This is a genomic window from Arthrobacter sp. AOP36-A1-22, assembly GCF_052377615.1.
In the GTDB taxonomy this organism is placed as follows: Bacteria; Actinomycetota; Actinomycetes; order Actinomycetales; family Micrococcaceae; genus Arthrobacter_H.
The window spans coordinates 1-22,562 of sequence record NZ_JBQSWX010000029.1; the positions used below are offsets into that span (position 1 = coordinate 1).

General features: G+C 64.1%; 20 protein-coding genes. 2 read left to right on the forward strand and 18 right to left on the reverse strand.

The window, feature by feature from the left end:
* Positions 1-20: 20 nt before the first annotated feature.
* From ilvA to ACT3S2_RS14135, 14 genes are all read right to left on the reverse strand, one after another.
* Positions 21-1,292, reverse strand: a complete 1,272-nt coding sequence (gene ilvA / locus ACT3S2_RS14070) for a threonine ammonia-lyase (protein WP_096223406.1) — start codon at positions 1,290-1,292, stop codon at positions 21-23.
* 26 nt (positions 1,293-1,318) lie between these two features.
* Positions 1,319-2,467 (reverse strand): AI-2E family transporter, encoded by a 1,149-nt coding sequence (locus ACT3S2_RS14075; protein WP_444553219.1) that lies wholly within the window; start codon positions 2,465-2,467, stop codon positions 1,319-1,321.
* A gap of 53 nt (positions 2,468-2,520) precedes the next feature.
* Complete coding sequence (locus tag ACT3S2_RS14080) at positions 2,521-3,438, reverse strand: aldose 1-epimerase family protein (protein ID WP_096223344.1); 918 nt, start codon at positions 3,436-3,438, stop codon at positions 2,521-2,523.
* A 119-nt stretch (positions 3,439-3,557) separates the two neighbouring features.
* Positions 3,558-4,367, reverse strand: a complete 810-nt coding sequence (locus ACT3S2_RS14085) for a Bax inhibitor-1/YccA family protein (protein WP_096223345.1) — start codon at positions 4,365-4,367, stop codon at positions 3,558-3,560.
* Positions 4,368-4,499: 132 nt separating this feature from the next.
* A complete protein-coding gene (locus ACT3S2_RS14090; protein WP_096223346.1) occupies positions 4,500-5,783 on the reverse strand; it encodes a BtrH N-terminal domain-containing protein in 1,284 nt (427 codons plus the stop codon).
* 4 nt (positions 5,784-5,787) lie between these two features.
* Positions 5,788-7,293, reverse strand: coding sequence for an IMP dehydrogenase (gene guaB / locus ACT3S2_RS14095; protein WP_096223347.1), 1,506 nt, complete (start codon positions 7,291-7,293; stop codon positions 5,788-5,790).
* A gap of 113 nt (positions 7,294-7,406) precedes the next feature.
* Positions 7,407-9,509 carry an acyltransferase family protein gene (locus tag ACT3S2_RS14100; RefSeq protein ID WP_441391762.1) on the reverse strand — a complete coding sequence of 701 codons (2,103 nt, stop codon included), beginning with the start codon at positions 9,507-9,509 and terminating at the stop codon, positions 7,407-7,409.
* Positions 9,510-9,728: 219 nt separating this feature from the next.
* Positions 9,729-11,336 carry a chaperonin GroEL gene (gene groL / locus ACT3S2_RS14105; RefSeq protein WP_444561810.1) on the reverse strand — a complete coding sequence of 536 codons (1,608 nt, stop codon included), beginning with the start codon at positions 11,334-11,336 and terminating at the stop codon, positions 9,729-9,731.
* Between the two features lie 64 nt (positions 11,337-11,400).
* On the reverse strand, positions 11,401-11,697 hold the full coding sequence (gene groES, locus ACT3S2_RS14110; RefSeq protein WP_087000407.1) for a co-chaperone GroES: 297 nt from the start codon (positions 11,695-11,697) through the stop codon (positions 11,401-11,403).
* A gap of 213 nt (positions 11,698-11,910) precedes the next feature.
* Positions 11,911-12,402, reverse strand: coding sequence for a hypothetical protein (locus tag ACT3S2_RS14115; protein ID WP_444561811.1), 492 nt, complete (start codon positions 12,400-12,402; stop codon positions 11,911-11,913).
* Between the two features lie 148 nt (positions 12,403-12,550).
* Positions 12,551-13,873, reverse strand: coding sequence for a hypothetical protein (locus ACT3S2_RS14120; protein ID WP_444553222.1), 1,323 nt, complete (start codon positions 13,871-13,873; stop codon positions 12,551-12,553).
* Between the two features lie 159 nt (positions 13,874-14,032).
* Entirely contained in the window at positions 14,033-14,410 is a 378-nt protein-coding gene (locus tag ACT3S2_RS14125; protein ID WP_444553223.1) for a hypothetical protein, read from the reverse strand.
* 63 nt (positions 14,411-14,473) lie between these two features.
* Complete coding sequence (locus tag ACT3S2_RS14130) at positions 14,474-15,766, reverse strand: hypothetical protein (RefSeq protein WP_444561812.1); 1,293 nt, start codon at positions 15,764-15,766, stop codon at positions 14,474-14,476.
* Positions 15,726-16,091, reverse strand: a complete 366-nt coding sequence (locus ACT3S2_RS14135; protein ID WP_444553225.1) for a DUF6507 family protein — start codon at positions 16,089-16,091, stop codon at positions 15,726-15,728. Before ACT3S2_RS14135 ends, ACT3S2_RS14130 begins: the two co-directional genes overlap by 41 nt.
* A gap of 316 nt (positions 16,092-16,407) precedes the next feature.
* Here ACT3S2_RS14135 and ACT3S2_RS14140 point away from each other — a divergent pair, with 316 nt between their 5' ends.
* Complete coding sequence (locus tag ACT3S2_RS14140; protein WP_444561813.1) at positions 16,408-17,652, forward strand: class I SAM-dependent methyltransferase; 1,245 nt, start codon at positions 16,408-16,410, stop codon at positions 17,650-17,652.
* A 155-nt stretch (positions 17,653-17,807) separates the two neighbouring features.
* On the opposite strand, the gene ACT3S2_RS14145 is transcribed toward ACT3S2_RS14140, so the two are convergent.
* Positions 17,808-18,800 carry a hypothetical protein gene (locus tag ACT3S2_RS14145; protein ID WP_444561814.1) on the reverse strand — a complete coding sequence of 331 codons (993 nt, stop codon included), beginning with the start codon at positions 18,798-18,800 and terminating at the stop codon, positions 17,808-17,810.
* A 131-nt stretch (positions 18,801-18,931) separates the two neighbouring features.
* Between ACT3S2_RS14145 and ACT3S2_RS14150 the strand changes: the two genes are divergently transcribed.
* Positions 18,932-20,074 (forward strand): glutamate--cysteine ligase, encoded by a 1,143-nt coding sequence (locus tag ACT3S2_RS14150; protein WP_444561815.1) that lies wholly within the window; start codon positions 18,932-18,934, stop codon positions 20,072-20,074.
* Positions 20,075-20,140: 66 nt separating this feature from the next.
* On the opposite strand, the gene ACT3S2_RS14155 is transcribed toward ACT3S2_RS14150, so the two are convergent.
* The 3 genes from ACT3S2_RS14155 to ACT3S2_RS14165 all read right to left on the reverse strand — a co-directional run bounded on the left by ACT3S2_RS14155 (position 20,141) and on the right by ACT3S2_RS14165 (position 22,550).
* Positions 20,141-21,145: a hypothetical protein gene (locus ACT3S2_RS14155; RefSeq protein ID WP_444561816.1), complete on the reverse strand. Its 1,005-nt coding sequence runs from the start codon at positions 21,143-21,145 to the stop codon at positions 20,141-20,143.
* The gene (locus ACT3S2_RS14160) at positions 21,142-21,912 is read right to left on the reverse strand and encodes a hypothetical protein (protein WP_444553230.1); all 771 of its coding nucleotides are present in this window, start codon (positions 21,910-21,912) and stop codon (positions 21,142-21,144) included. Before ACT3S2_RS14160 ends, ACT3S2_RS14155 begins: the two co-directional genes overlap by 4 nt.
* A gap of 164 nt (positions 21,913-22,076) precedes the next feature.
* Positions 22,077-22,550, reverse strand: coding sequence for a hypothetical protein (locus ACT3S2_RS14165; RefSeq protein ID WP_444553231.1), 474 nt, complete (start codon positions 22,548-22,550; stop codon positions 22,077-22,079).
* Positions 22,551-22,562 lie beyond the last annotated feature (12 nt).

Sequence of the window (22,562 nt, forward strand, 5' to 3'; positions counted from 1 at the left end):
TTTTTAACCAGAAAACCTGCTCAGGTGGTGATGATGAGCGGCTGGAAGCCTTCCGCGCGCAAGTTGTCCAGCACCTGTTCGGAATGCAGGTGGCCCTTGGTCTCCATATCAATGGTGATGGCCACATCCCCCATCGACAGCGAACCACCGATCCTGGTGTGGTCCACTCCGGTGACGTTGGCATCGGATTCGGCGATCACCCGGGAAATCGTGGCCAGCTCTCCGGCCCGGTCATCGAGCATCATCCGCACCGTCAGGTAGCGTCCAGCGACCGCGAGGCCACGCTGGATCACCTTCAGCAGCAGCAACGGGTCGATATTGCCTCCCGAGAGGACGACGGCGGTGCGCTGAGAATCGATGCCCAGTTCGGCCAGTTTGCCCTCCAACAGGGCCGCGACCCCGACGGCGCCCGCCGGTTCCACCACGAGTTTGGAGCGCTCCAGCAAGAACACCAGGGCCCGGGCCAGCGCATCTTCGCTGACCGTCACGACGTCGTCCACCAGCTCACGGATGATCGTGAACGGCAGTTGGCCCGGACGGCCCACGGCGATGCCGTCGGCGATCGTGGAAACCTTCTCCAAGGGCACGAGCGCGTCGGCGGCCAGCGAGGGCGGATAGGAGGCAGCATTCTCGGCTTGGACGCCGATGACCCGGATCTCCCGGCCCTGTTCGCGGGCCTTGGCTTTCACCGCCGTCGCCACGCCGGCCAGCAGGCCTCCCCCACCGACTCCCATGAGCACGGTGTCGACGTCGGGCAGTTGTTCCAGCAGCTCCAACCCGATGGTTCCCTGACCGGCAATGATGTCGGCGTTGTCGAAGGGGTGCACAAACACCGCTCCGGTGGCGTCGGCATAGCGTTGGGCCTCCGCAAGCGCCTCATCGACGTTATGCCCGTGCAGGATCACTTCGGCACCGTGATCCTTGGTCGCGGTGAGTTTGGGCAGGGCCACACCCAACGGCATATAGATCCTGGCGGTGATACCCAGTCGTGCGGCGGCCACGGCGACACCCTGGGCGTGGTTGCCGGCCGAAGCGGCGACGACACCGCGGGCCTTCTCTTCCTCGCTCAGCCGGGCCATGCGCACATAGGCGCCACGGACCTTGAAGGAACCAGCACGCTGGAGGTTCTCGCATTTGAGGTAGACATCGCTGCCGGTCAAGGTTCCCAAGGCACGGGAGTGTTCCACCGGGGTGTGCGCGATGACGCCCTCCAGGAGCTCGGCGGCTGCTTCGATATCGGCCAGGGAGACGGGCAGGGTCTGGTGGGTGGTGGTATCGGGTGGCTGCTGCATGGGGACGCTTTCATCAAGGGAGTCGGTCACCGGGGGGGTTCTCCGGTGCGGGGGCCGGGCGACGGGACGGCATCGGTTTCGCCGTCGAGGTCTGCCGGCGCAGTGAATGGCGCGCTGGGACCCGGGGGCGGATCGCCATCCACGGCCCACGCCCCGGGGGTTTCCCAGCCGCGCGCCGAAATATAGCGGATCATGGTGTTCAGCACGGCCATCACCGGCACGGCGAACAGGGCGCCGGTGATACCGGCAATGAGCGTGCCGCCGGTCACGGCCAAGACGACGGCCAAGGGGTGGAGGCTCACCGCCCTGCCCATGACCAGCGGCTGCAAGATATGAGATTCTGCCTGCTGGACCAGCAGGACGACGGCGAGCATGACGAGCGCGTTGATCCAGCCGTTGGCCACCAGGGCCAAGAGGACGGCCAGGGCGCCGGTGGCCAGCGCACCGATGATGGGGATGAACGAGCCCAGGAAGACCAGTCCACCCAACGGAAAGGCCAGCGGTACCCCGAGGATGGCGGCACCAACACCGATACCGACGGCGTCGATGAAGGCGACAAAGAGCTGCACCCTGGTGTAGTTGACCAGGCTGATCCAGCCCCGGCGTCCGGCGCCATCGGTCGCGGCGCGGGCCCGACGGGGCATCAGCCCCACCACGAACGTCCAGATGCGTTCGCCTTCGAGGAGGAAGAAGACCAACGAGAAGAGGGCCAGCAGCAGGCCGGCGGCACCGTGCCCGAGCGCACTGCCCCAGGACACGGCACCGCTGAGGATCGTGTCACTATTGGATTGCAGCTGGCTCAGGGCCCCGTCGAGGTAGCGATCCAGGTCTTGGTTGCTCAGCTGGAGTGGCCCGTCCGATAGCCAGTGCTGGACCTGGGAAACGCCGGCCAGTGCCTGCTGCCATAGGCTCATCATGCCCCGGGCCATGGTCCGCCCCACCAGCGAGAGCAAAATGGTGATGACGGCCAAAAACAGCAACATGGTGACCCCGGTGGCCAACCCGTTGGGGAGCTTCCACCGCCGCAGCAACCGCACCACCGGCATCAGCAACCCGGCCAGAAGTGCAGCGATCATCAGGGGGATGACCAGCAGGGAAACGTGGCTGAGGAGCCAGAGCATCAGGCCCGTCGTGGCCACGATGATGGCTACTCGCCAGCTCCAGGCTGCGGCCATTCGCACACCATACGGAAGATCCCCGGTGACGTTGCGGTGTCCCGGCTCGGGGGTTAGAGCCATGATTCGATGCCCCAACGCCCGATCAGGTGCTCATGTGGGGCCAACCAGGTCAGTCCGTCACCTGAATTGAAGGCATTCGCCGGCGCCGTCATCGGCTCGATGGCCACCGCCAACGGCTGGCCGGCGTACCCCTCGGTGACGAAGACTTGGGCGTACCCGAAGCCGGCATCGGCCCACAGCCCGACGGCCCGCCCGTCGGGCGCGGTGAGACGGTGGTGGTGTACCCCGTCGTCGTGCAGGGTCAGTCCGGTCAAGCCGATATCGATGCGCAGGTCTCCCACGCGGCGTCCGGCGCGCAGATCAGTATCCCCGTCCACGGGCGAGGTCCCGGTGGGGATGAGTCGTTCGTCGGTTTCCAGGACGGTGTCGGCCTGCACGGTCACCAGCAGTTCTTCGGTGGGCACCTCCCCCAACCGTAGATAGGGGTGGGCCCCGAGTGCTGCGGGGGCCTTGCGTTCACTGTGGTTCAGCAAATCCTGGGTGACCGAGAGCCCGCCTTCTGCGTCGAGGGCGTAGGTCACGGTATGGGTCATCCGGAAGGGGAAACCGTGCTGCGGGAAGATCTCGGCCGAGAGGCAGATCAACGATTCGCTGGAGGCCTCGAGGCGGTATCCGGTATTGCGCAGCAGGCCGTGGATGGCGTTGCCGTTGGCCACCTCGGTCAGGTCCAGTTGCTGGGTCTGCCTGTCCAGTTCCCACCGCCCGTCACGGATCCGGTTCCCCCAGGGGGCCAGCAGGATTCCCGAGCCGGAGGGCGGCAATTCGTGTTCACCGAAGGGCTGGGCCAGGTCGATGCCGTTCCGGCGGTAGATGCGCAGGGCCGCAGCCAATTCGGTGACGACGGCTTCGGCTCCGCCGCCGCGGATCGTGAACTGCCGACCCGTGGGCGCGGCCGTGGTTCCACTCATCGCTGTTCCCTTCCTGGCTGGATGTTCTCCTACGATATCGCCGCGGGGAACCGGGTGCCGCATACATGACGACGGCGGCACCCTGAGGGGCACCGCCGTCGTCCGTGATGGATTCGTGCCTAGAGTTCTCGCATGATGGCGATGATGCGCAGAATCTCCACGTACAGCCACACCATGGTCACGGTCAGGCCGAAGGCTGCGGTCCAGGCGAACTTCGCCGGGGCGCCCTGTTCGACGCCGCGCTGGATCTGGGTGAAGTCCAGCACCAGCGAGTAGGTGGCCAGCAGGACGGCCAGCGCACCGATCGCGAGGCCCATCCATCCCGAACGGAGTCCGAACATGGAATCGGTGACGCCGAACAGCATCAGGCCCAGGTTCACCAGGCTGAACAGCAGGTAGGCGCCCATGGCGATGGTGAACATCTTGGTCATCTTCGGGGTCGCCCGGTATTTGCCGGAGCGGTAAAGCAGCAGGGTCACGGCGAAGACGGAGAAGGTGGCCAGTACCGCCTGGACGGCAATGCCCTCATACATGCCGTTCAACACCGCCGAGATGGCACCGAGGAACACGCCTTCGGCAGCGGCATAGAGCATGATCAACACCGGGGAGGGCTCGCGCTTGAAGATGTTGACCAGCGCCAGCACGAAGCCGACGAGCATCCCTGGAAGCATCAGCGCCGGGACCTGCCAGCCGATCACTGCCGTGATGACCAGGAGGCCCCACATCAGCACGGTCTTGGAGACGACGTCGTTATAGGTCAGCCGTCCGGTCTGGGCCGGTGAGGCTGACGGTGAGTTGTAGAGATCCTGCAGGGACTGCGAGCTCATCGGCTCGGCCGTGCGCTGGTCACTGGTGGTCGTGTTCCCCTCGGGCCGCATTTGCTCGCGGAACGCCTTGGACTGGAACATCGGGTTGCCCCCACGGGCCATGGTGTTCTCCTCAATAAGTTCGTTTCACTGATCCTACCGGGTACAACGCATGGGCCGACAAAAATGATCCCCGAAGTGACAACGGTTTTTCCGGCGCTCTTCCCGCCGTCGCCGCTCCGCCACGGACGCCGCCTACTCGCTGATCGTGGCGAGCACCTCGACGAGTCGGGTTGCCGCGTTTTCCTCGGCCACGGCCAACGGCTCCACCCGGTCGGCGATGGCTGCGAAATGCCCGCTTCGTTCATCCGGGTCGATATCGGGATCAATCATGTCGGTCAGCTCATCCCACTGTCCGGCCACAGCCCGGTAGTCGGGGCTGCACTCGGCCAGCCGTTCAAGGCCCGGCAGCTCCGAGGCCTCGTCGAGGAAGTCTGCGTAGAGTCCCCGCAGTCCTCCCGGGCCTCCGTAGCGTCCATCGGTGAGGAACTCGACGACCGTGTCCAAGGCGTGGGCCAGCCGGCCCGGTTCGGAGAGGAGCCCGGTCCACCCCTGAGCCGAAGTGGTGTCACGCAGTTGCCCGGCCCAAGTGCGCAGGCCGGTAATCCCCACCTGTGGGGCGAAGTGTGCCGGCAGGTCGTTCAGATCGCTGGTCCCCAGCAGACGCCCGGTGGTCTCTTCGATGGCTTGAAGGATGTTTCTTTTCAGCGTTTCAACATCGGGCCCACCGGAAGAAGGCACCCATGCCTGCCAGTTCTTCAGGGCCTTGAGTCGACTGCGGGCAGCGGCCAAGGTTTCGGGGGCAATCAGCTGCAGTTCCCCGGAGCCGTCATCGATGATCAGCTCCTCCTCGTCATGTTCGCCGAGTACCGCCACATCCACTGGTTCGTCCTCATCGGCGATGCCGATCTCCATCCACGGCAGGGAAGCCCTGCTGATCCGGACGACGACGGCACGGCCGGCGTCCAGTCCGGCGTCCAAGTATTGGGCAGCCAGCCGGGCGCTGCCGGTCTTCTGCTCGCGAACCTTTGCCCCGCTGCGGGTTAACAGATTCGCCGTATAGGGCTCGGGGTGGGCCCGGGTGACCACCGTGGCGGTCGTGGTCGATGCATCGTCGAAGACGAACACCATGAAACCGATGCCCCCGGCCAGGCCGGCCAGCAGTGCCTCGCTGAGCGGCTGGCCGGTCAGCGGGTGGGCCACCCCGGCCTGGGTGAGCACCCGGTGCCAGAGACCTGCGTCGTACTGGGTCACCCCAGCCGGTGCCGGGTACTCCGGTAGCTCATGAGGATCCGCCGCCGGTTGACCCGACCGGGCAGCCGGATCGCCCGCGCGTATCGGGGTACCCGCTGGAGCGGGGCGCGCCGAGGGACGTTCGGGACGGCCGTCGAGGAGGGCCTTGCGTGCTGTGGTGTAGGACTCCCCCGTACGCTCCATGCGTTCACGGGTGAGCTTCTTGAGCTGCTTCGGCTGGGCCACGTGGTTAGCGCGTTCGGTAGTTCGGGGCTTCGACGGTCATCGTGATGTCGTGGGGGTGGGATTCCTTCAGCCCCGCAGCGGTGATGCGCACGAATTTCCCACGCTCCTTCAACGCCGGAATCGTGCGTCCGCCGACGTAGAACATGGTCTGGTGAAGCCCGCCGACCAACTGGTGTGCGACGGCTGCGACCGGGCCGCGATAGGGAACCTGGCCTTCGATGCCTTCGGGGATCAGCTTCTCGTCCGAGGGGACGTCGGCCTGGAAGTAGCGGTCCTTCGAGAAGGACGTGTTCTTCCCCCGGGTTTGCATGGCGCCCAAGGAGCCCATGCCGCGGTAGGCCTTGAACTGTTTGCCATTCATGAAGACCAGTTCACCCGGGGATTCGGCCGTGCCGGCCAACAGGGAGCCGAGCATCACCGAATCGGCGCCGGCGACCAGGGCCTTGCCGATATCGCCCGAATGCTGCAGACCGCCATCGGCGATCAGTGGCACGCCTGCGGGGATGGCCGCCTTGGCGGATTCGTAGATGGCGGTGATCTGCGGGACACCCACGCCGGCGACAATACGCGTGGTGCAGATCGAGCCCGGACCGACCCCGACCTTGATCGCGTCCGCGCCGGCATCGATGATCGCCTGGGCCCCCTCACGGGTGGCCGCCTGACCGCCGATGACATCCACATGGGCTGCCGCCGGGTCCTTCTTCAGCCGGGCGATCATATCCAGCACACCCTGGCTGTGGCCGTTGGCCGTATCCACGACCAGGACGTCAACCCCTGCCTCGACCAGGGTCATGGCGCGGTCGTAACCTTCACCGAAGAAGCCGACGGCTGCACCAACGCGCAGACGCCCCTCCTCGTCCTTGGTGGCCAGCGGGTACTGCTCGGCCTTATCGAAGTCCTTGACGGTGATCAGGCCCTGCAGGACGCCGGCGTCGTCGACCAGCGGGAGCTTCTCGATGCGGTGCTTGCTCAACAGTGCGATGACTTCATCGCGGGGAACACCGACCCTCGCGGTGATCAGCGGCATCGCGGTCATCGCCTCGTAGACCTTGGTGGTCAGGAACTGTTCGAGGGGGATGAAGCGGGTGTCCCGGTTGGTGATGATGCCCAGCAGCTTCTTTTCCGCATCCACGACCGGCAGTCCGGAGACCCGGTAGTGGCCACAGAGGTCATCCAGCTCCTGCAAGGTAGCATCCGGGCTGATGGTCACCGGGTCGGTGATCATCCCTGATTCACTGCGCTTGACCTGGTCGACCTGGCGGGCCTGGTCGTCGATGGAGAGGTTGCGGTGGATGATGCCGATGCCGCCTTGGCGGGCCAGCGAGATCGCCATCGGCGCCTCGGTGACCGTATCCATGGCCGCGGAGAGCAACGGGATGTTGATGTTGATCCGCTTGGTCAGCCGCGTGGAGGTATCCGCTTCCGAAGGGATGACGTCCGTGGGCCCGGGCAGCAGCAGTACGTCGTCGTAGGTGAGGCCTTCAAGGGCAAAGGGATTGAACTCGGACACGGGGAACCTTTCGAAGCCGTCAGAGGATTGCTTACATCCTAGGACCTTCGGCGCCCGACTGACACGCCTTAGCTCCGGTGGTGTGTGCAACGCAACCCTGGGGCGGGGTGCCTTTACCAGTCCAGTGCCGATTTCAGTCGGCGTTCGAACACCTCGGAGGTGCTGCGCGCGTAGGTCTTGGTCAGATGGGATTTGTCGAGATAGACCAACACGTTGCCGATGACGGGGCGGCAGATTCCGTCCGGGCAGAGTTCGCTGGTCATATCCAAAAAGCCCAGGTCGCCCGGGAGTTCTCCCCTCATGGCTTCGGCGTGGAGGTCATCCAGCGGGGAGTCGGCGGCGATGAGCTCATCTCGGGGGACCTGGCATTGTTCGGAGTCCGGCCCGTTGAGGTCCACGCATTCGGGCACACCGAGCCCGAAGCGGGGGGTATCGCGCATCGCAATGACCTGTTTGCCTTGTTCGAGGAAGGGCCGGATTCCTTCTTCGTAGCCAGGGACGACGGTCTCCTCATCGGCAGGGGTGCGCTCATCGGTGGACCCGTAGGCCTGCGTGAGAGTACCGAGCGTCAGTACGGCGTCTGCCTCGTGGTCCAGCACGTAGTCGGTGGCCGCCTCGTTGAATTCGTTGCATTCGGCATCACGGCTGCGGTCCTCGGCGCCGAACCGGCAGGCGTTGCGGTTGATCAGCACCCACGCCCAGTTGTTCTTCTGGGCCGCCTGGTCCAGTGCGCTGGTCCAATGCTGGGCGTGCGAATCCCCCAGGACGATGATGGTCTGATCGGCGGTCTGCGGATCCCCGCCCATTTGGCAAAATTCCATGACCGGGTCCGTGAGTTCATAGCCCTGGCCACATTCACCGCCGTAGTTCGCCCACTCCCCCGAGAGTTGGGTCGCTAGTGGACGCACCATGGCTTCGGGGTCTCCGGTGGGCTCGTAACCCGGCGTCAAGGATGCGGCACCGGGGTTGTCCAGCTTCGGTTGGGACTGGGCTGCCGTTTCGTCGGCGGCAACCCGAGCCTGCCAGCCGCTCAGGGGCATCGCGACCATGCCCACCAGCAGACCGACGACGAGTCCGAGCCGTCGGCGCCGTAGCGTGGGCCACCGCCAGCCGTGGAATGGGGTCTCAACGCCCTTGGTCGTCACCCAAGCCAGCCCCAAGGACAGTCCGATGACGCCAAGACCACCCAGAAAGTCGGGTTCATCGAGTCGATTCACCGACAGATAGATCACCAGGATGGGCCAGTGCCAGAGATACAGCGCGTATGAAAGGTCCCCCAGCCGGGTCAGCGGGCGGGCCGCCAACAACCGGTCGACGCCGAACGGATGTCCCGTCCGTCCGGCGGTGATGATCGCCGCAGCCGACAAGGTCGGCCAGAGGGCGATGTATCCGGGAAACTGCTGCTGGACCTGCAGCAGGATGCCGCAGGAAAGCATCGCCAGCAGGCCAGCCCACCCCAGGGCCACACGCACCGCCATCGGCAATTGGCCGATATGGGGAAGGAGCACGGCCAGCAAGGACCCGAGAGCAAACTCCCACAGCCGGGCCCCGGTGTCGAAATAGGCCCAGGACTGGCTGGTGCTCGTGATGTGGATCGAGTACGTCAAGGAACCGATGAAGACGAGGCCGAAGGCCACCGCTAGGACGGAGCCGAATCCTACGTGTGGACGAGCCCTGCGGAGCAGTTTCCAGACGAGTGCGGCCGCTCCGATGACCAGCGGCCACAGGATGAAGACCTGCCCTTGGATCGACAGCGACCAGAAGTGCTGCAAGGGGCTGGCGGCTCCATGGTTTTCGGCGTAATAGTCCACCGATTCCCGCGCCAGCGTCCAGTTCTGCGTATAGAAAAGAGTCGACCAGGTCTGTTCGAAGACCTCGCCCCACCGGGTCCTGGGCAGCAGCGCCGCGGTAGCTAGAAGAACGGCCAAGAGGACGACGACGGCTGCCGGCAACAGTGATTTGAACCGGTGCAACCAGTACCTCAGCAGCCCGATCGGCTTCCCCGCGGACACTTTATAGGCGAACGATGAGGTCAGCAGGAACGCCGAGATCAGCAGGAAGACATCGACGCCTCCGGAGACGCGTCCCAACCAGACGTGGTAGGTGACCACCATGAGTACGGCGAAAGCGCGAAGGCCCTGAACTTCGGGGCGGTAATGCGGTTTGCTCGGGGCCGGAGTCGCGGTTCCGGGTCGGTAGCGGCGTGGATCAGACATGGTTTCGCCGCCTTCCTGTGGCTGGTACCTAACATCCGCCGGGGTCCGCCCCTGCCCGGCGTCCACCACTCTAGCAGCCCACCGTTACCGAACTGTTACAGGACGGGTGGGTCCAACCGAGGGCCACCACTGCTCAGGCGGCACAGCCCACCCCCGTTAACGCAGGAGACCCTCCCACCGCAGTTGATGCGGGGAGAGGGTCCTGCGTCGCGTGACGACCTAGTGCTGATGGCCGTCGCTGTCGTCGTCTTCCTGCTTATCGGCGACCAGGGTCTCGGTCGTGAGCACCAGGGCGGCGATCGAAGCGGCGTTCTGAAGTGCTGAACGCGTCACCTTCACCGGGTCGATGACACCGGCTGCCAGCAGGTCCTCGTACTCACCGGACTTGGCGTTGAAGCCCGAGTTCACCGCCGACTCGGAGACGTGGTTCGCCACGACGTAGCCGTCGAAGCCTGCGTTCTGGGCGATCCAGCGCAGCGGCTGGACCAGTGCACGGCGGACGATGCCCACCGCAGCAGCGGCGTCGCCTTCGAGGGCGGTCACGTTCGGGTCGGTGTCCAGCACGGAGAGCGCGTCGACCAGGGCGGTACCGCCACCGGCGACAATGCCTTCCTGGATCGCTGCACGCGTGGCGGAGACGGCGTCTTCGATGCGGTGCTTGCGTTCCTTGAGCTCAACCTCGGTGGCTGCGCCGACGCGGATCACGCCGATACCGCCGGAGAGCTTGGCCAGACGCTCCTGGAGCTTTTCCTTGTCCCATTCGGAATCGGTGCGGCCGATTTCGGCCTTGAGCTGGGCCACGCGATCATCGACATCCGCGGTGTCGCCGTTGCCGTCGACAATCGTGGTGTTGTCCTTGGTGACCGTGATGCGGCGGGCGGAACCGAGAACCTCGGTACCGACCTGGTCCAGCTTCAGTCCGAGGTCCTGGGACACGACCTGGGCACCGGTGAGGATCGCAATGTCCTGCATCATGGCCTTGCGGCGATCGCCGAAGCCCGGGGCCTTGATGGCCACGACGCTCAGCGTGCCACGCAGCTTGTTGACCACCAGCGTGGACAGGGCTTCGCCCTCGACGTCCTCGGCAATGATGAACAGCGGCTTATTGGCCTGCAGGACCTTCTCCAGCAGTGGCAGGAAGTCCTGCACGGCGGAGATCTTGCCGGAGTGAATCAGGATCATGGCGTCTTCGAGGACGGCCTCCTGACGCTCCGGGTCGGTCACGAAGTGCGGGGACAGGTAGCCCTTGTCGAACTGCATGCCCTCGGTGATGCTCATCTCGGTCGAGGTCGTGTTCGATTCCTCAATCGTAATGACACCCTCGGCTCCGACCGTGCCGAACGCCTTGGCCAGCAGTTCGCCGATCTCGTCGTCCTGAGCGGAGATCGCGGCCACGTTGGCCACGTCCTCGCCTTCGACGGGGCGGGCGTTCTCTGCCAGACGGGCCGTCACGGCCTGGACCGAGGCCTTGATGCCGCGCTTGATCTCGCCCGGCGCAGCGCCGGCCGCGACGTTGCGCAACCCTTCCTTGACCAGTGCCTGAGCGAGCACCGTGGCGGTGGTGGTTCCGTCACCGGCGACATCGTTGGTCTTGGTGGCGACCTCCTTGGCGAGCTGGGCTCCGAGATTCTCGTAGGAATCGTCAAGCTCGATCTCGCGGGCGATGGTCACACCGTCGTTGGTGATCGTGGGTGCGCCCCACTTCTTGTCCAGGACCACGTTGCGGCCGCGCGGGCCGATCGTGACCTTGACGGTATCGGCCAGCTTATTGATGCCGGCCTCGAGCGCCTTGCGGGCGTCGTCGTTGAATGAAAGCTGCTTTGCCATGTTGCTACTCCTTGCTCACCGCGTGAAGCCCCGGCCGCTGGGGCCAGGGCTTCACGCTCGGGAACTACTTGACGACGATGGCCAGAACGTCGCGGGCGGAGAGGACGAGGTACTCGGCGCCGCCGACCTTGACCTCGGTGCCGCCGTACTTCGAGTAGATGACGACGTCGCCCTCGGCGACATCGACGGGAACGCGGTTGCCGTTGTCGTCAACGCGACCCGGGCCTACTGCCACGACCTTGCCCTCCTGGGGCTTTTCCTTGGCGGTGTCAGGGATGACCAGGCCGGAAGCCGTGGTCTGTTCTGCCTCGAGCGGCTGAACAACGATGCGATCCTCGAGAGGCTTAATGGAGACCGACATGCGGATCTCTCCTTTGCGTGAGTTACCAATGGTTACGGGGCCGTTGGGGTGTACCAACCGTCGTCGCGGTGCCAGCTGGCAAGTACCTCAGGCTTTAGCACCCGATGACTTCGAGTGCCAATACAGACTCTATGAGGTCGCTGGCACTCGGTCAAGGCGAGTGCCAAATTGTACGGCCGCGGCAGGCCCTCCATCGGGTGGGACGGTGCCGGTCTAGTCTTCGCGGCGGATCACGGTCCGGCGTTCGCCATCGGGATTCTCCACGGGCGGCCCCTCAGTTCCCCCGGGCTGGTATCGGGGATCGACGCCGAGGCGGCGATACAGGGCACCACCAGGACGGATGGCCCGTGAGTACCGGTCCTCCCCTGCCCGCATTTTCCTGCGGGTTTCCTTGATCCAGGCGGGAAGCATGAAAGAGGGCAGCCAGAACATCCCGATGATGCCGATCCCCAAGGAGGGGAACAGCGTGAAAAAGATGGCCAATATGAGTAGCGGTGGTCCATGGTCCAGCACCAGCGGCGAGACGCTCAGCAGGGTGAATGCCACCCCAAGATATAAGGATGCCAGTCCCGGCCAGCCCGGGAACGGACCGCCTTTGAGCAGCAGCCACGCCTGGTATCGGCCACGATAGGCCTGGATTCCGGCGATCAGGTTGACCAGCCCGATGGCTGCTGCCACCCAAGGCGCCCATTCTTCTGCTGTCATCGTCCACTTCCTCGTCGTTCTCTGCCCGCCCAGCGGAACGCGGCCCCGGATTCCTCACGCCTGGTCGACGCCGTGTCCGGGCTGAACGCCGGCTCCCTGATCGAATACCCGCCTGGGCCGGAGGGGGCTGTCGTCGGGCACCGCCGGTTTACCGGGCCCTTGCGAGTTCACCGACATCCTGCAGGAGGGCCTGCCAAACAACAACGGAGGGCACGGCCGAGAGCACCATACCGTCGCTCTCAACTCCCATCGCATAATACCCGGCCGCACCGGCATTGAGCCAAGCCCTGGCCAGGTGCGTGGCTTCGGCGGTCAACCGCCAGGCAAACCACGGTTCTGCCCAGAGGCGGGCCAGGAGCTCATCACTGGCATCAGGCACCGGCGCAGAACCCTCCATCCGCTGCCCGAAGGTCTCCATATCAATCCGGTCCGGACTCATTTGCACCGTCCAGGCAGGAGCCAGCCCCGTCCATGAAGCGATCACCCCGGGTAGCTGGGCCGGATCCACGACATCGAGCCGGACCTTTTCCAGATCGATGGCGTCCTCCTCACTCCCGAGCACGATCTGCGAGTAGGAGGGCCCCGCAGCGATGAGGGCCTGATCCCACCCCATCCAGACGGTCAACGAGGTATCAATGGCCCCGTAGTGGGCTTCGATCTGGATCAAATGCGGCGACTGCTCCAACGCGAGCGCGTGGAAACGAAACCGGTCAGTCAACTGGCCGCGAGGGTCCATGAAACCGGCATCGACGAGCTCGGCGCGTAGTTTGCCGATCCTCAGCAACTGGAACTTTCCGAGCTTCTTGGCGCTTCGATGATCCAGAAGGAACTGAACGCCTTCCTCGGAGACAACGGGGCCCTGACTTGTGAACGGCTGTGCCGTACCGATGCGGCTGACCCGTTCGACGTCGTGGCCAACGGTGGCCATGAACTCGTCCCTGCATGGTTCAGGTAGGGCTTCAGTGCCGTCGGAATCCGCGGCGGCGACGGCCAGGGCCACCGACCGGTCGATGGCCACATTCGCGGCGATCGCGTCGGCGACCGGGCCCAGGACTTCCGATTGCCCCACGGTGAAACTCGTCGTGATTTCCACCCCGAGGTTCCCGACCAGGGCCAGCCGTCGGTGGACCACGATGGAGTACCCGCCGGCGTCGTAGGTGAAAATCTGGGCCCGAGCAGCGTGCCCATCAATTTCGGCGATGTCATTGGCGATGAAGTGCGCGCCGTCAAAAGCGGCGATCGTCGTGGCAATGGCCTCACTGGCCAGCGCAGTCAAAGTCGCGTTGGTCGGTGTCTGGCGAATGACTGTGTTCGGGCTGAATACCCCCTCGGGGGCGTCCTGATGACCAATGACCACCGTTTCCCCACCATCGGAGATCATTCCCCAATCCCCGGGAACGCTGATCGTCAGCACCCCAATAGGCCACTCAACCCACTCGTCGAAGACATTGGTCCGTTCATTGTTGATCATGAAAGTCCTTGCAGCTGAAATGAGCATGTTGATTCTTTGTTCCTCGTCGAAATGCCGTGACCGTCCGGGCGGGTGGAAACCGGACGCGCTGAAAACCCTGTTTCATCAGGTCAAGTTCAATTCCAGCAGCCCCTGATTCCGGCTGATGGAACCCCAGGATCAGTTCCCCTGCATTCTCCGCAAGGACGCACGTACCTCGCGCTTTCGTTCCTTCTCTGCCCGATACTGCTCGCGCATCCACCGCGGATGCATGAACCGCGGTAACCAGAAGAACCCAATGAACCCAATAAACAAGCAAACGAGCACGGTGCCGCCCAGTAGAAGCGCCAAGATCGGCGGCATGACATCCATCAGCGGGACAGTGAAGGGTAATAGGGTGAAACTAATCCCGATGTAAAGAAGAGCCGGCCCCGATTGTCCAGGCAACACGGACTTGGTGATCATCCATGACTTATCGCGGCCTGAATAGGCAGCGATCCCCAAGGCAAGGGAAACTATTCCAAAGCCCAAGCTAACGAGCGTTGCGCCGAGTGACATGTGTAGACTCCAAATTTTGGATGATGAGGTGAGCGAGCGCTGGGCTCCGCCACCGCTGAAATACTATCCAAAGATTGAATGCCAGACCTTCTTTCCGGCATCCTTCACCTTCGCCGCGGTTTCCTTCGCGCCGTCGTAGACATCCATCATCTCGTCAGCCAGCGCGTCCCGACCACCCCAATGATCGATTGCCCACGAAATCCCGATGCCGGCGACGAAACCGACCCCAGCTCCGACAGGCCCACCAATCATCATGCCGATACCCGCCCCTGCGGCTCCAGCCCCGAAATCGACGGCGGCCTTCGTGGTGCCTTTCACCACCGTTTCCTCGCGGGCGCGGGATTTGATTTGGTCCTGGGTCCAGTCGGGATGTTCTTGTGCTGTGTCCGCCATGGATTGTGTCCACTGGTCGTGGTAGGTGATGCCGGTGCTGGCAATGGCAAGCACGGGTCCTGCCCCGCGCACGAATTTGGTGTAGCGGGAGCCATTCTTCAGCCCGTCCGTCATGTGATCCAACCGGCCCTTGACGTCCCAGGGAGCCGGCCCGGTCGTGGTCCGGTTGACGTACTTCTTCAGGGTCCCATTGATTTCAAGCTTGCTCATGGAAATCCCACTGCGCGCGGTGACCTTATAGGTGCTTGGAGGGGTGGACGCCACCCCCTTCGAGTCCACTATGAAATCGGCGCTCGGTGTCATCTTGGTGACATCCCACGCGGTCCATCGGGTCACCGTGACGCGGGTGTACTTGAAGTTGACCGTGTCCGCATCGAACCATTTGGCCAGAGCCATCCCAGATGAGGTCAACGCGGTGCGATCGTCACTGGCGATCCAACCATCGTTGTCCAGTGTCTCGAAGCTAATCCCATCGAGTTCCTTGGAGTACTTGTCCCCGATTTCCGATAGTCTCCTCCCCGTGCCATCTACGTACGCTTGGAGATTGGATTCGTCATAGATCGAATTCGGGGAAAGGTCCTCGCCGTCGGCGATCAGTTCATGGTGCCGATCGATCCGCTCCAGGGCCGTGGCGCGCCGGCCAACGATCAAGGTGCGGACTTCACCGTCATAGTTCTCAAGCGTCGTCGCTCCGGCATCGCAAGCACCTTCCACGAGGCTTCCCTGGGTCTTGATGACCCGGAAGGCGTTGGTGACGTTGGCTTCATCCGAATGGTTCTGACTGCTGTAGTGGTTGAGCACCCCGCCCCAGGTGCCCGAGGCATCGTCGACCTTCGAGCTGAACTTCTTCCCGGAAGCACGCAGACTCTTCCCAGTACCTTCAAGGGCAGAGGGGTCAGGCCAGTTTTCGAGCGCCCTCGTGTCAATCATCGTTCTGGTCCACCGCAATAAGATCATCAACATTCAGGTCGGGAGCTTTCAGCAGCTCCTTTTCCGCGGCATCCATCATCGATTCGTCGCCTTGAACATAGGCGTTGACAACACTGCGCATAGAGCCGATTGCTCCGGCGGTGCGCGTTTCGACAGCTTCAGCTTGGAGGGCAATCAGTTCGTTCCAGAGTGTGGACAGCGAGTCGGCCATGGCCGACGTCCTGACTTGGCCGATCGCTTCGGTCATGTCATCGAGAATGTTTTTCCGGGCAGCGGGGAAATCCTCCGCATCGCTTTCGACGTTGTTCAGCACGCCGCGAACGGCACCGGGGTAGATGGTGTAGCCAACTACAGACATTCGGGTCCTCACTCCTTTACTACTTCACGGCAGCCGATTTTAACCTCCACGAGCATAGACACCCCGACGACTTGCTGCCATGGGGAGAACTCCCCATGACCGTGTCCGCTGCGCTTCCAATTGTTCCCCCTCCGCCACGGAAGGCCCTGAAACCGGGCCCGCTGTGGCACCATGAAGGTCTCGAGCCCGAACTGGTCACCGCAGGTGTACATCTCTCCCGGCTGCCGATCTTCACTGGGCCTTCGGGGCCGGGAGGGCCCACCACCCCTCTGGGGCGACATCGCTGATGACGCCGGCGAGGACTAGTCTTAATCCCATGCCATCCCCCGCGCCCGCCTCGGAAAACCTTGCCGCCATCCTCTCACCCGAGGGTTTCGGTCTGCTCAACTCCCTGCCGGCAGATGCCGCGACCACCGACCAGGCAGCGTTAGAACTGAACCTGCGCTTGCGCAAGGAGGGGCACGAGGCCGAACTGGTCACCGCCGTCGTCCACCAGGCCCGACTCCGCGCCCAGGGAACCAGCAAGCTCGGCCCGTTCGCCGAGCACATGATCTTCACCCGCGTCGGGCTCGAACAGGCCACCCGGCTCAATATCGCCGCCTTGCATGCCCAACGGTTTATTGGCGCGGGATTCTCGCGGGTGGCCGACCTGGGTTGCGGGCTGGGCGTCGATTCCATGGCCATGGCCTCACTGGAACTGAACGTGACCGCCGTCGAACTCGATGAGACGACCGCTGCAGCGGCCACGGTGAACCTCATGCCCTGGCCGAATGCCCGCGTGGTCAACGCCGATGCCGTCACCTTCGATCTGGAGGGATTCGACGCCGTCTGGTTGGATCCGGCTCGGCGCACCACCTCGACGTCGGGCACCTCCCGGCTGTTCGACCCTGAGGCGTTCAGCCCGCCGTTGTCCCATGTCGAAGCGTTGGCGGACAGCGGCCTCCCCGTCGGCGTGAAGCTCGGTCCGGGGATCCCCCACGAGTCGCTCCCGGCCAACTGCGAAGCCCAGTGGGTTTCCGTCAATGGCGATGTCACCGAAGTCGCACTCTGGTTCGGTCCCCTGGCCCGCCCCGGGGTCCGCCGGGCCGCCCTGGTGCTGGGCCCCGGGGGGTCCAACGAACTGACCTCCTCCACCGACCACGACGCCGGTGCCTCATTACGCGGAGAGGTTCCCGTCGGCGACATCGAGGGCTACCTTTACGAACCCGATGGGGCGGTGATCCGGGCCGGACTGGTGGCCGAGGCGCTGGAGCAGGTCGGCGGCCACCTGGTGGATCCGCATATTGCGTACTTCTGCGCCCCTGAACACGTGCAGACCCCCTTCGCCCGGGCCTATGAAGTGCTGCGGGTCCACCCTTATAACGTCAAGGCGTTGCGCATGTGGGCCAAATCCGAGGGGATCGGCGTGCTGGACATCAAGAAGCGCGGACTGGATGTCGCGCCGGAGGAACTGCGCAAGATGCTGTTGGCGGGTGTGGGCAAGAAGGCCAAACGCCGGGCGACCTTGGTCCTCACGCGGATCGGCGATCGCCGCGTGGCCATCGAGGTCAAGCCTCTCTGAGCCCCTGGCCACCATCGGTTCTCCATGATGTGGAGGCCCGTTGAGCCAGGCAGTGCGGAACATGCCGGTTGTCGCCCAAAATCCCCGGCGGTTCCCGCCATGGCTTGCAGAACATGGGCCACAAGACCCGGGCACCAACATCTTCTGTGCATTTCCTACCCTTTGAGCGGGCCTGGCACGCAGTCCGACCATGCTGCCTGGGGCGATGTGATGCCCCGCTGGCGAAACGCTGCAGCGAGGCGTTCGAGAAAACATTCGCGCCCGGCTGCGTGGAAGATCGCCCGATCGGCCTTGACGGTGATCCAGCCCAATGAAGTGAAAGCGAAGTCCCGTCCGATGTCCTTGCCGATCTGATCGAGCTCGCCATGGTGCTTGCCTTCGTATTGCACGGCGATCCGATACTCGGCGAATTGCAGATCGGGAACGAGCCGCCGCCCGTCGGGGAGCAAAACGGGCAGGTTGACCCCGGGTTCGGGATACCTGGCGTCCCTGATGATCCACCGAAGGTGAGTTTCCGGCGCGGAGTCAACGCCCGGGCGGAGCAGCTCCAACGCCTCCCGGGCGGTCTGGATGCCGACGGCATTCGATCGCCGGTGCACCGTGTTCCGGAGGTCGACGAGCGTCGTCAGCGGGTTGGTCCCCAGGAATCGAGCCGACTGCGGCGGTCCATCAGGTCGTTGCAGCAGGGCATCACCAGCGACGACCAGCTCCCTGACCGATAGTCCTATCGAGGCCAGATCCACCCAGGTCCGTGCCGGTGACGTGAGTCGAATCCTTCCCGCGACCAGCGCCTCCCCGACCGATAATCGGGTTCCGTGACCCACGACGTTCCGGCGGCGCGGGACGGTCCCACCGGCATCGCAGGTCAGATGAACCGGATACGCCTCGACGAAACGGGCGTCCAACCAGATACCCCAAGCATGGGCCGCGCTCACATGGCTCAGTACCGTTCCGGCTTCCACGGTGGAGAACGCCCGGTACACATCCAGAGGGTCGACCCGGACGTTCGTCCATTGGAGGATCCCGCGAGAGGGCGACATGAGATTCTTCCGGCGTAGTTGCTGCCTGCTGGCTCCTTCGTTCAACGCGTCGGCGATCAGGAATACGGTCCGTCTCGCCGCCGGCGGCAAGGGCACTCCGGTGGTCATGATTCCATCGTGCCGCCCAAACCGAGCTTCAAGGAGTTATCCACAGCTGAAGACAACCACAGTCGTGCCGGAAACCTCCGTTGCGCCGATAGACTGAGCCGGTCCTCATACCCCCGACGTCAGGAACGCGGATGCAGATCGATTTCGCCGACTCCCGGCAGTCAACGCTCGGCGTCGAGTGGGAAGTTGCGCTCGTGGACCACCACAGCGGGGATCTGCGATCGGTGGCCCAGCAGGTCTTGGAGGGCGTTCATGCCGCCCACGGCGGGCTGGCTCCCGATGAGGAGCACCCGCATGTGAAGCAGGAGCTGCTGTTGAACACGGTCGAGATCGTCACCGACGTCTGCGACACGGTCCGCCAGGCCAAGACCCAGCTCCACGAGAACCTCGGGGTCATCCGCGAGGTCACCGACCCCATGGGGTTCGACCTCTATAGCGCCGGCTCCCACCCGTTCGCCTCCCCCAAGCTGCAACCGGTCACCGACCAGGAGCGCTACGCCAAGCTCATCGACCGCACACAGTGGTGGGGCCAGCAGATGGTGATCTACGGGGTTCACGTCCACGTCGGGCTGGATCGTCGGGACAAGGCGCTGCCCGTCGTCGATGGCCTGATGAACTACCAGCCCCATTTCCAGGCGCTTTCGGCCTCCAGCCCGTTCTGGGGAGGCGAGGACACCGGCTATGCATCCCACCGGGCCTTGATGTTCCAGCAGTTGCCCACCGCGGGACTGCCCTACCATTTCGAGACGTGGTCGCAGTTCGAAGGCTACGTCGCCGACATGCTGCATACCGGTGTCATCGACGACATCTCCGAAATCCGCTGGGATGTCCGCCCGGTCCCCCGGTTCGGAACCGTGGAGATGCGGATCTGCGATGGTTTGTCCTCGCTGCAGGACATCGGCGCCATTGCGGCACTCACCCAGTGCCTGGTGGATGACATGTCCACCACTTTGGACCACGGCGGCAGCATCGACGTCATGCCTCCCTGGCACCGCACGGAAAATAAGTGGAGGGCCGCCCGCTATGGCATGGACGCGATCATCATCCTCAATGCCGCTGGCGATGAAATGCTGGTCACGGACCACCTGATGCGAGAGTTGGACCGGCTGGAGCCGGTGGCCCGCAAACTGGGGTGCAGTGATGAACTCGCCGACGTCGAACGCATCATCCGGGGTGGAGCCGGCTACCAGTGGCAACGCAAGATCGCTGCCGCCAACTCAGGGGACCTACGCGCCGTGGTGAAGGACAACATCGCCAGGATGCACATCGCCTGAGGGCACGGCGGCTTCGACAGGCGACGGGCCATACCCAACCCAGCGGGGCACCTCAGCGACGGGGCTTCACGCGGAGGCCCCGCGGTGCGATCCATCGACAATGGCGGTGACGCGTTGCAAGAAAGCCCCGGAGTCCAGCAGCGGCGCCGCGCTCACGGCAGTCCCCGGCCGCAGCGAGGTCACCTCACGGACCGATCCCTCAAGGGGCACGAAGGAGCCCATCAATTCGTTGGTGCCCCGGATGAAGTTCCAGCCGTTGGTTTCCGCGTGGCTGTGCAGCCAACCGATGATGGCCATCGGGACCGCGGAATGCGGTAGGGCGTCGACGCGGAACAGCTCCCCTTCGGTCCAGATGGCATAGTCGAATTCGGCACTTCGGAAAAGTGAGAGTTCTCGTGGTCGACCGGCGTCGTCGGTGCTGATGCGCAGGATGGGTTTCCCCGCGCGTCGCGGCAAGGTCAGCAACAGGCCGGCGGACGTGGGCGCACCATCAAATTCAGCCAAGCCTGCTCCAACCAGTTCCGCCGCACTCGAGCCGACCCGTTTCCAGGCCCTGCGATCGTGATAGGAGATCCGGTCCAGATAATCCAGTCCCCGTCGGCCCAACCGGGGCCCCTTACTGAGGGACAAGTCTACCGGTCCCGCCTCTGACGGAACCTCCGAATCCAAGACCGCGAAGGTCCACTCCGGAAGTGGCCCGGCGGGGGCCTCCTCGGGCGCATTGCCTTCGACCTCCCGCACCCAGGTCGGGCGCAGCACACGGGGCATCCAAATGAAAGCAAAGAGCCCCCCGGCCATCCCCAGGACCAGAGCCAAGGCCAGGAATGCGGTCATCACCCATCCCACCGGCCCATTTCGCACCGTTTCCCCACCGGGGACGAAGAGGGTGGCGCCCAGGACGACGAACGCCGATCCCAGATACAGCAATCCCGGCCCCAGATACCCGGCGTACAGTGTCCGACCACGCCAGCGGCGGAAGGCCCCACGATAGGCCTGTACGCCGAGGGCAACCAGGATCCCTCCCAGCCCGAGCAGGAAGAAACCGGCGTCTGCAGTCTCGGCCAAAGTCATCGCCCGCGGCTCCCTTCCACTGATTCATGGTCGAGCGGACCCGACGCAGTATCGTCGGGCCATCCCCTCAAGACTTTCTGGAAGGCAGACACTAGTTCCATCCATACGGAAAAGGAGGGGGCCGGCGTCAGCCGGACCGATGCGCCGTCGTCGGCATAGTGGAAGTGACCGGCTCTGCCCGCGTTGACGAAACGCATTTCAATCCCAGTCGCCGGCACTCCCCCGGTGTCCATCACTTCAGCGGGCCCGGCTCCGAACCTGACTGACCATTCGAACCACGGCTCGTCCCAGAAGCGTCCGAATCCATCCGGCGCGTCAACGCCACTGTCGACCGGGCCGCCTGCCTGAAGGATGCCGGCAAACGAGGAAGAGGCCATATCGATCGGAATACCCAGACTCCATGCCGGACCCAGCCCCACCCACTGGGCGATCAGCCCGGGTACGCCTTCGACTCTGACGATATCCAACTGCCGGTGGGTCGTGGACATACCAACCCCTGAAAGGACGGCCTGGATTTCGGGCCCGGCGACGGCGATGGCGGATAGGTTCCCGACCTTGATATCAAGCCGTGAACGGGTAGTCCCGTGCCCGGCATCGACTTCGACGCTGACGTGTTGCTGGCGGAATCCATCGGTGGCGAACTCCCCTGCTTCGTTCCATGCACCATTGGGGCGCATCAGGTCGGCGTCCACCAACGCCTTGACTTGCTCCTGGTTCCGCCGGATTTCCAGACGCCCAACCCGACGTCTTGCCGCGTACATGGCCATGAAATCGATGGTCTCCAGCGACAGAAGTGGCCCCCGTGACGACCATGGTTCCACGGTCCTGATCTTGTTGAGTTCCTCGACCCCTTCGCCGTACACTGCGCTGGCCTCCGCGTCCGTGCGTGGTTCGCGACCAGGATATTGCCTTCCACCATCCGATTGGCTGTTCATGCGTGGTGCTCCCCTGCCTCGACGATATGGGTGACCATGTAGCGCATCAGTGGCTCGATGAGCGTCGCCTGCTCGGACGTGTAGCTGCCCGTGGCCTCGAGGGTTTCGGAACCGAACGGAAGGAGCCATCTCTGCACCATCAAACTATGTGCCGCAACTCGGTGGAGCGTGACATGCATTCGTCCCAGTTGGTTTCCATGGGGCCACACATCGTCGGAGATGAACTGTGTCCCGGTCAGTAGTGCACGGTCGGCGGAGAAGGCGACGGTGGATTGTCTGGCCATGGACACTCCGGTGGGGACCTGCAGGCGGCGCAACACCAAGTTGGGCCGGAACCCACCGGTACGGTCCGCTGGGCGCGTCACGACCGCTCCTCCGTCGACTTCGTCGATTTCCCAGGCGCTGTCCACCGGCAACGTGATACCGACGAGCGTCGTGCTGACATATCCTGCTTGAGCGTCATCGCTCATGGCATCATCCTC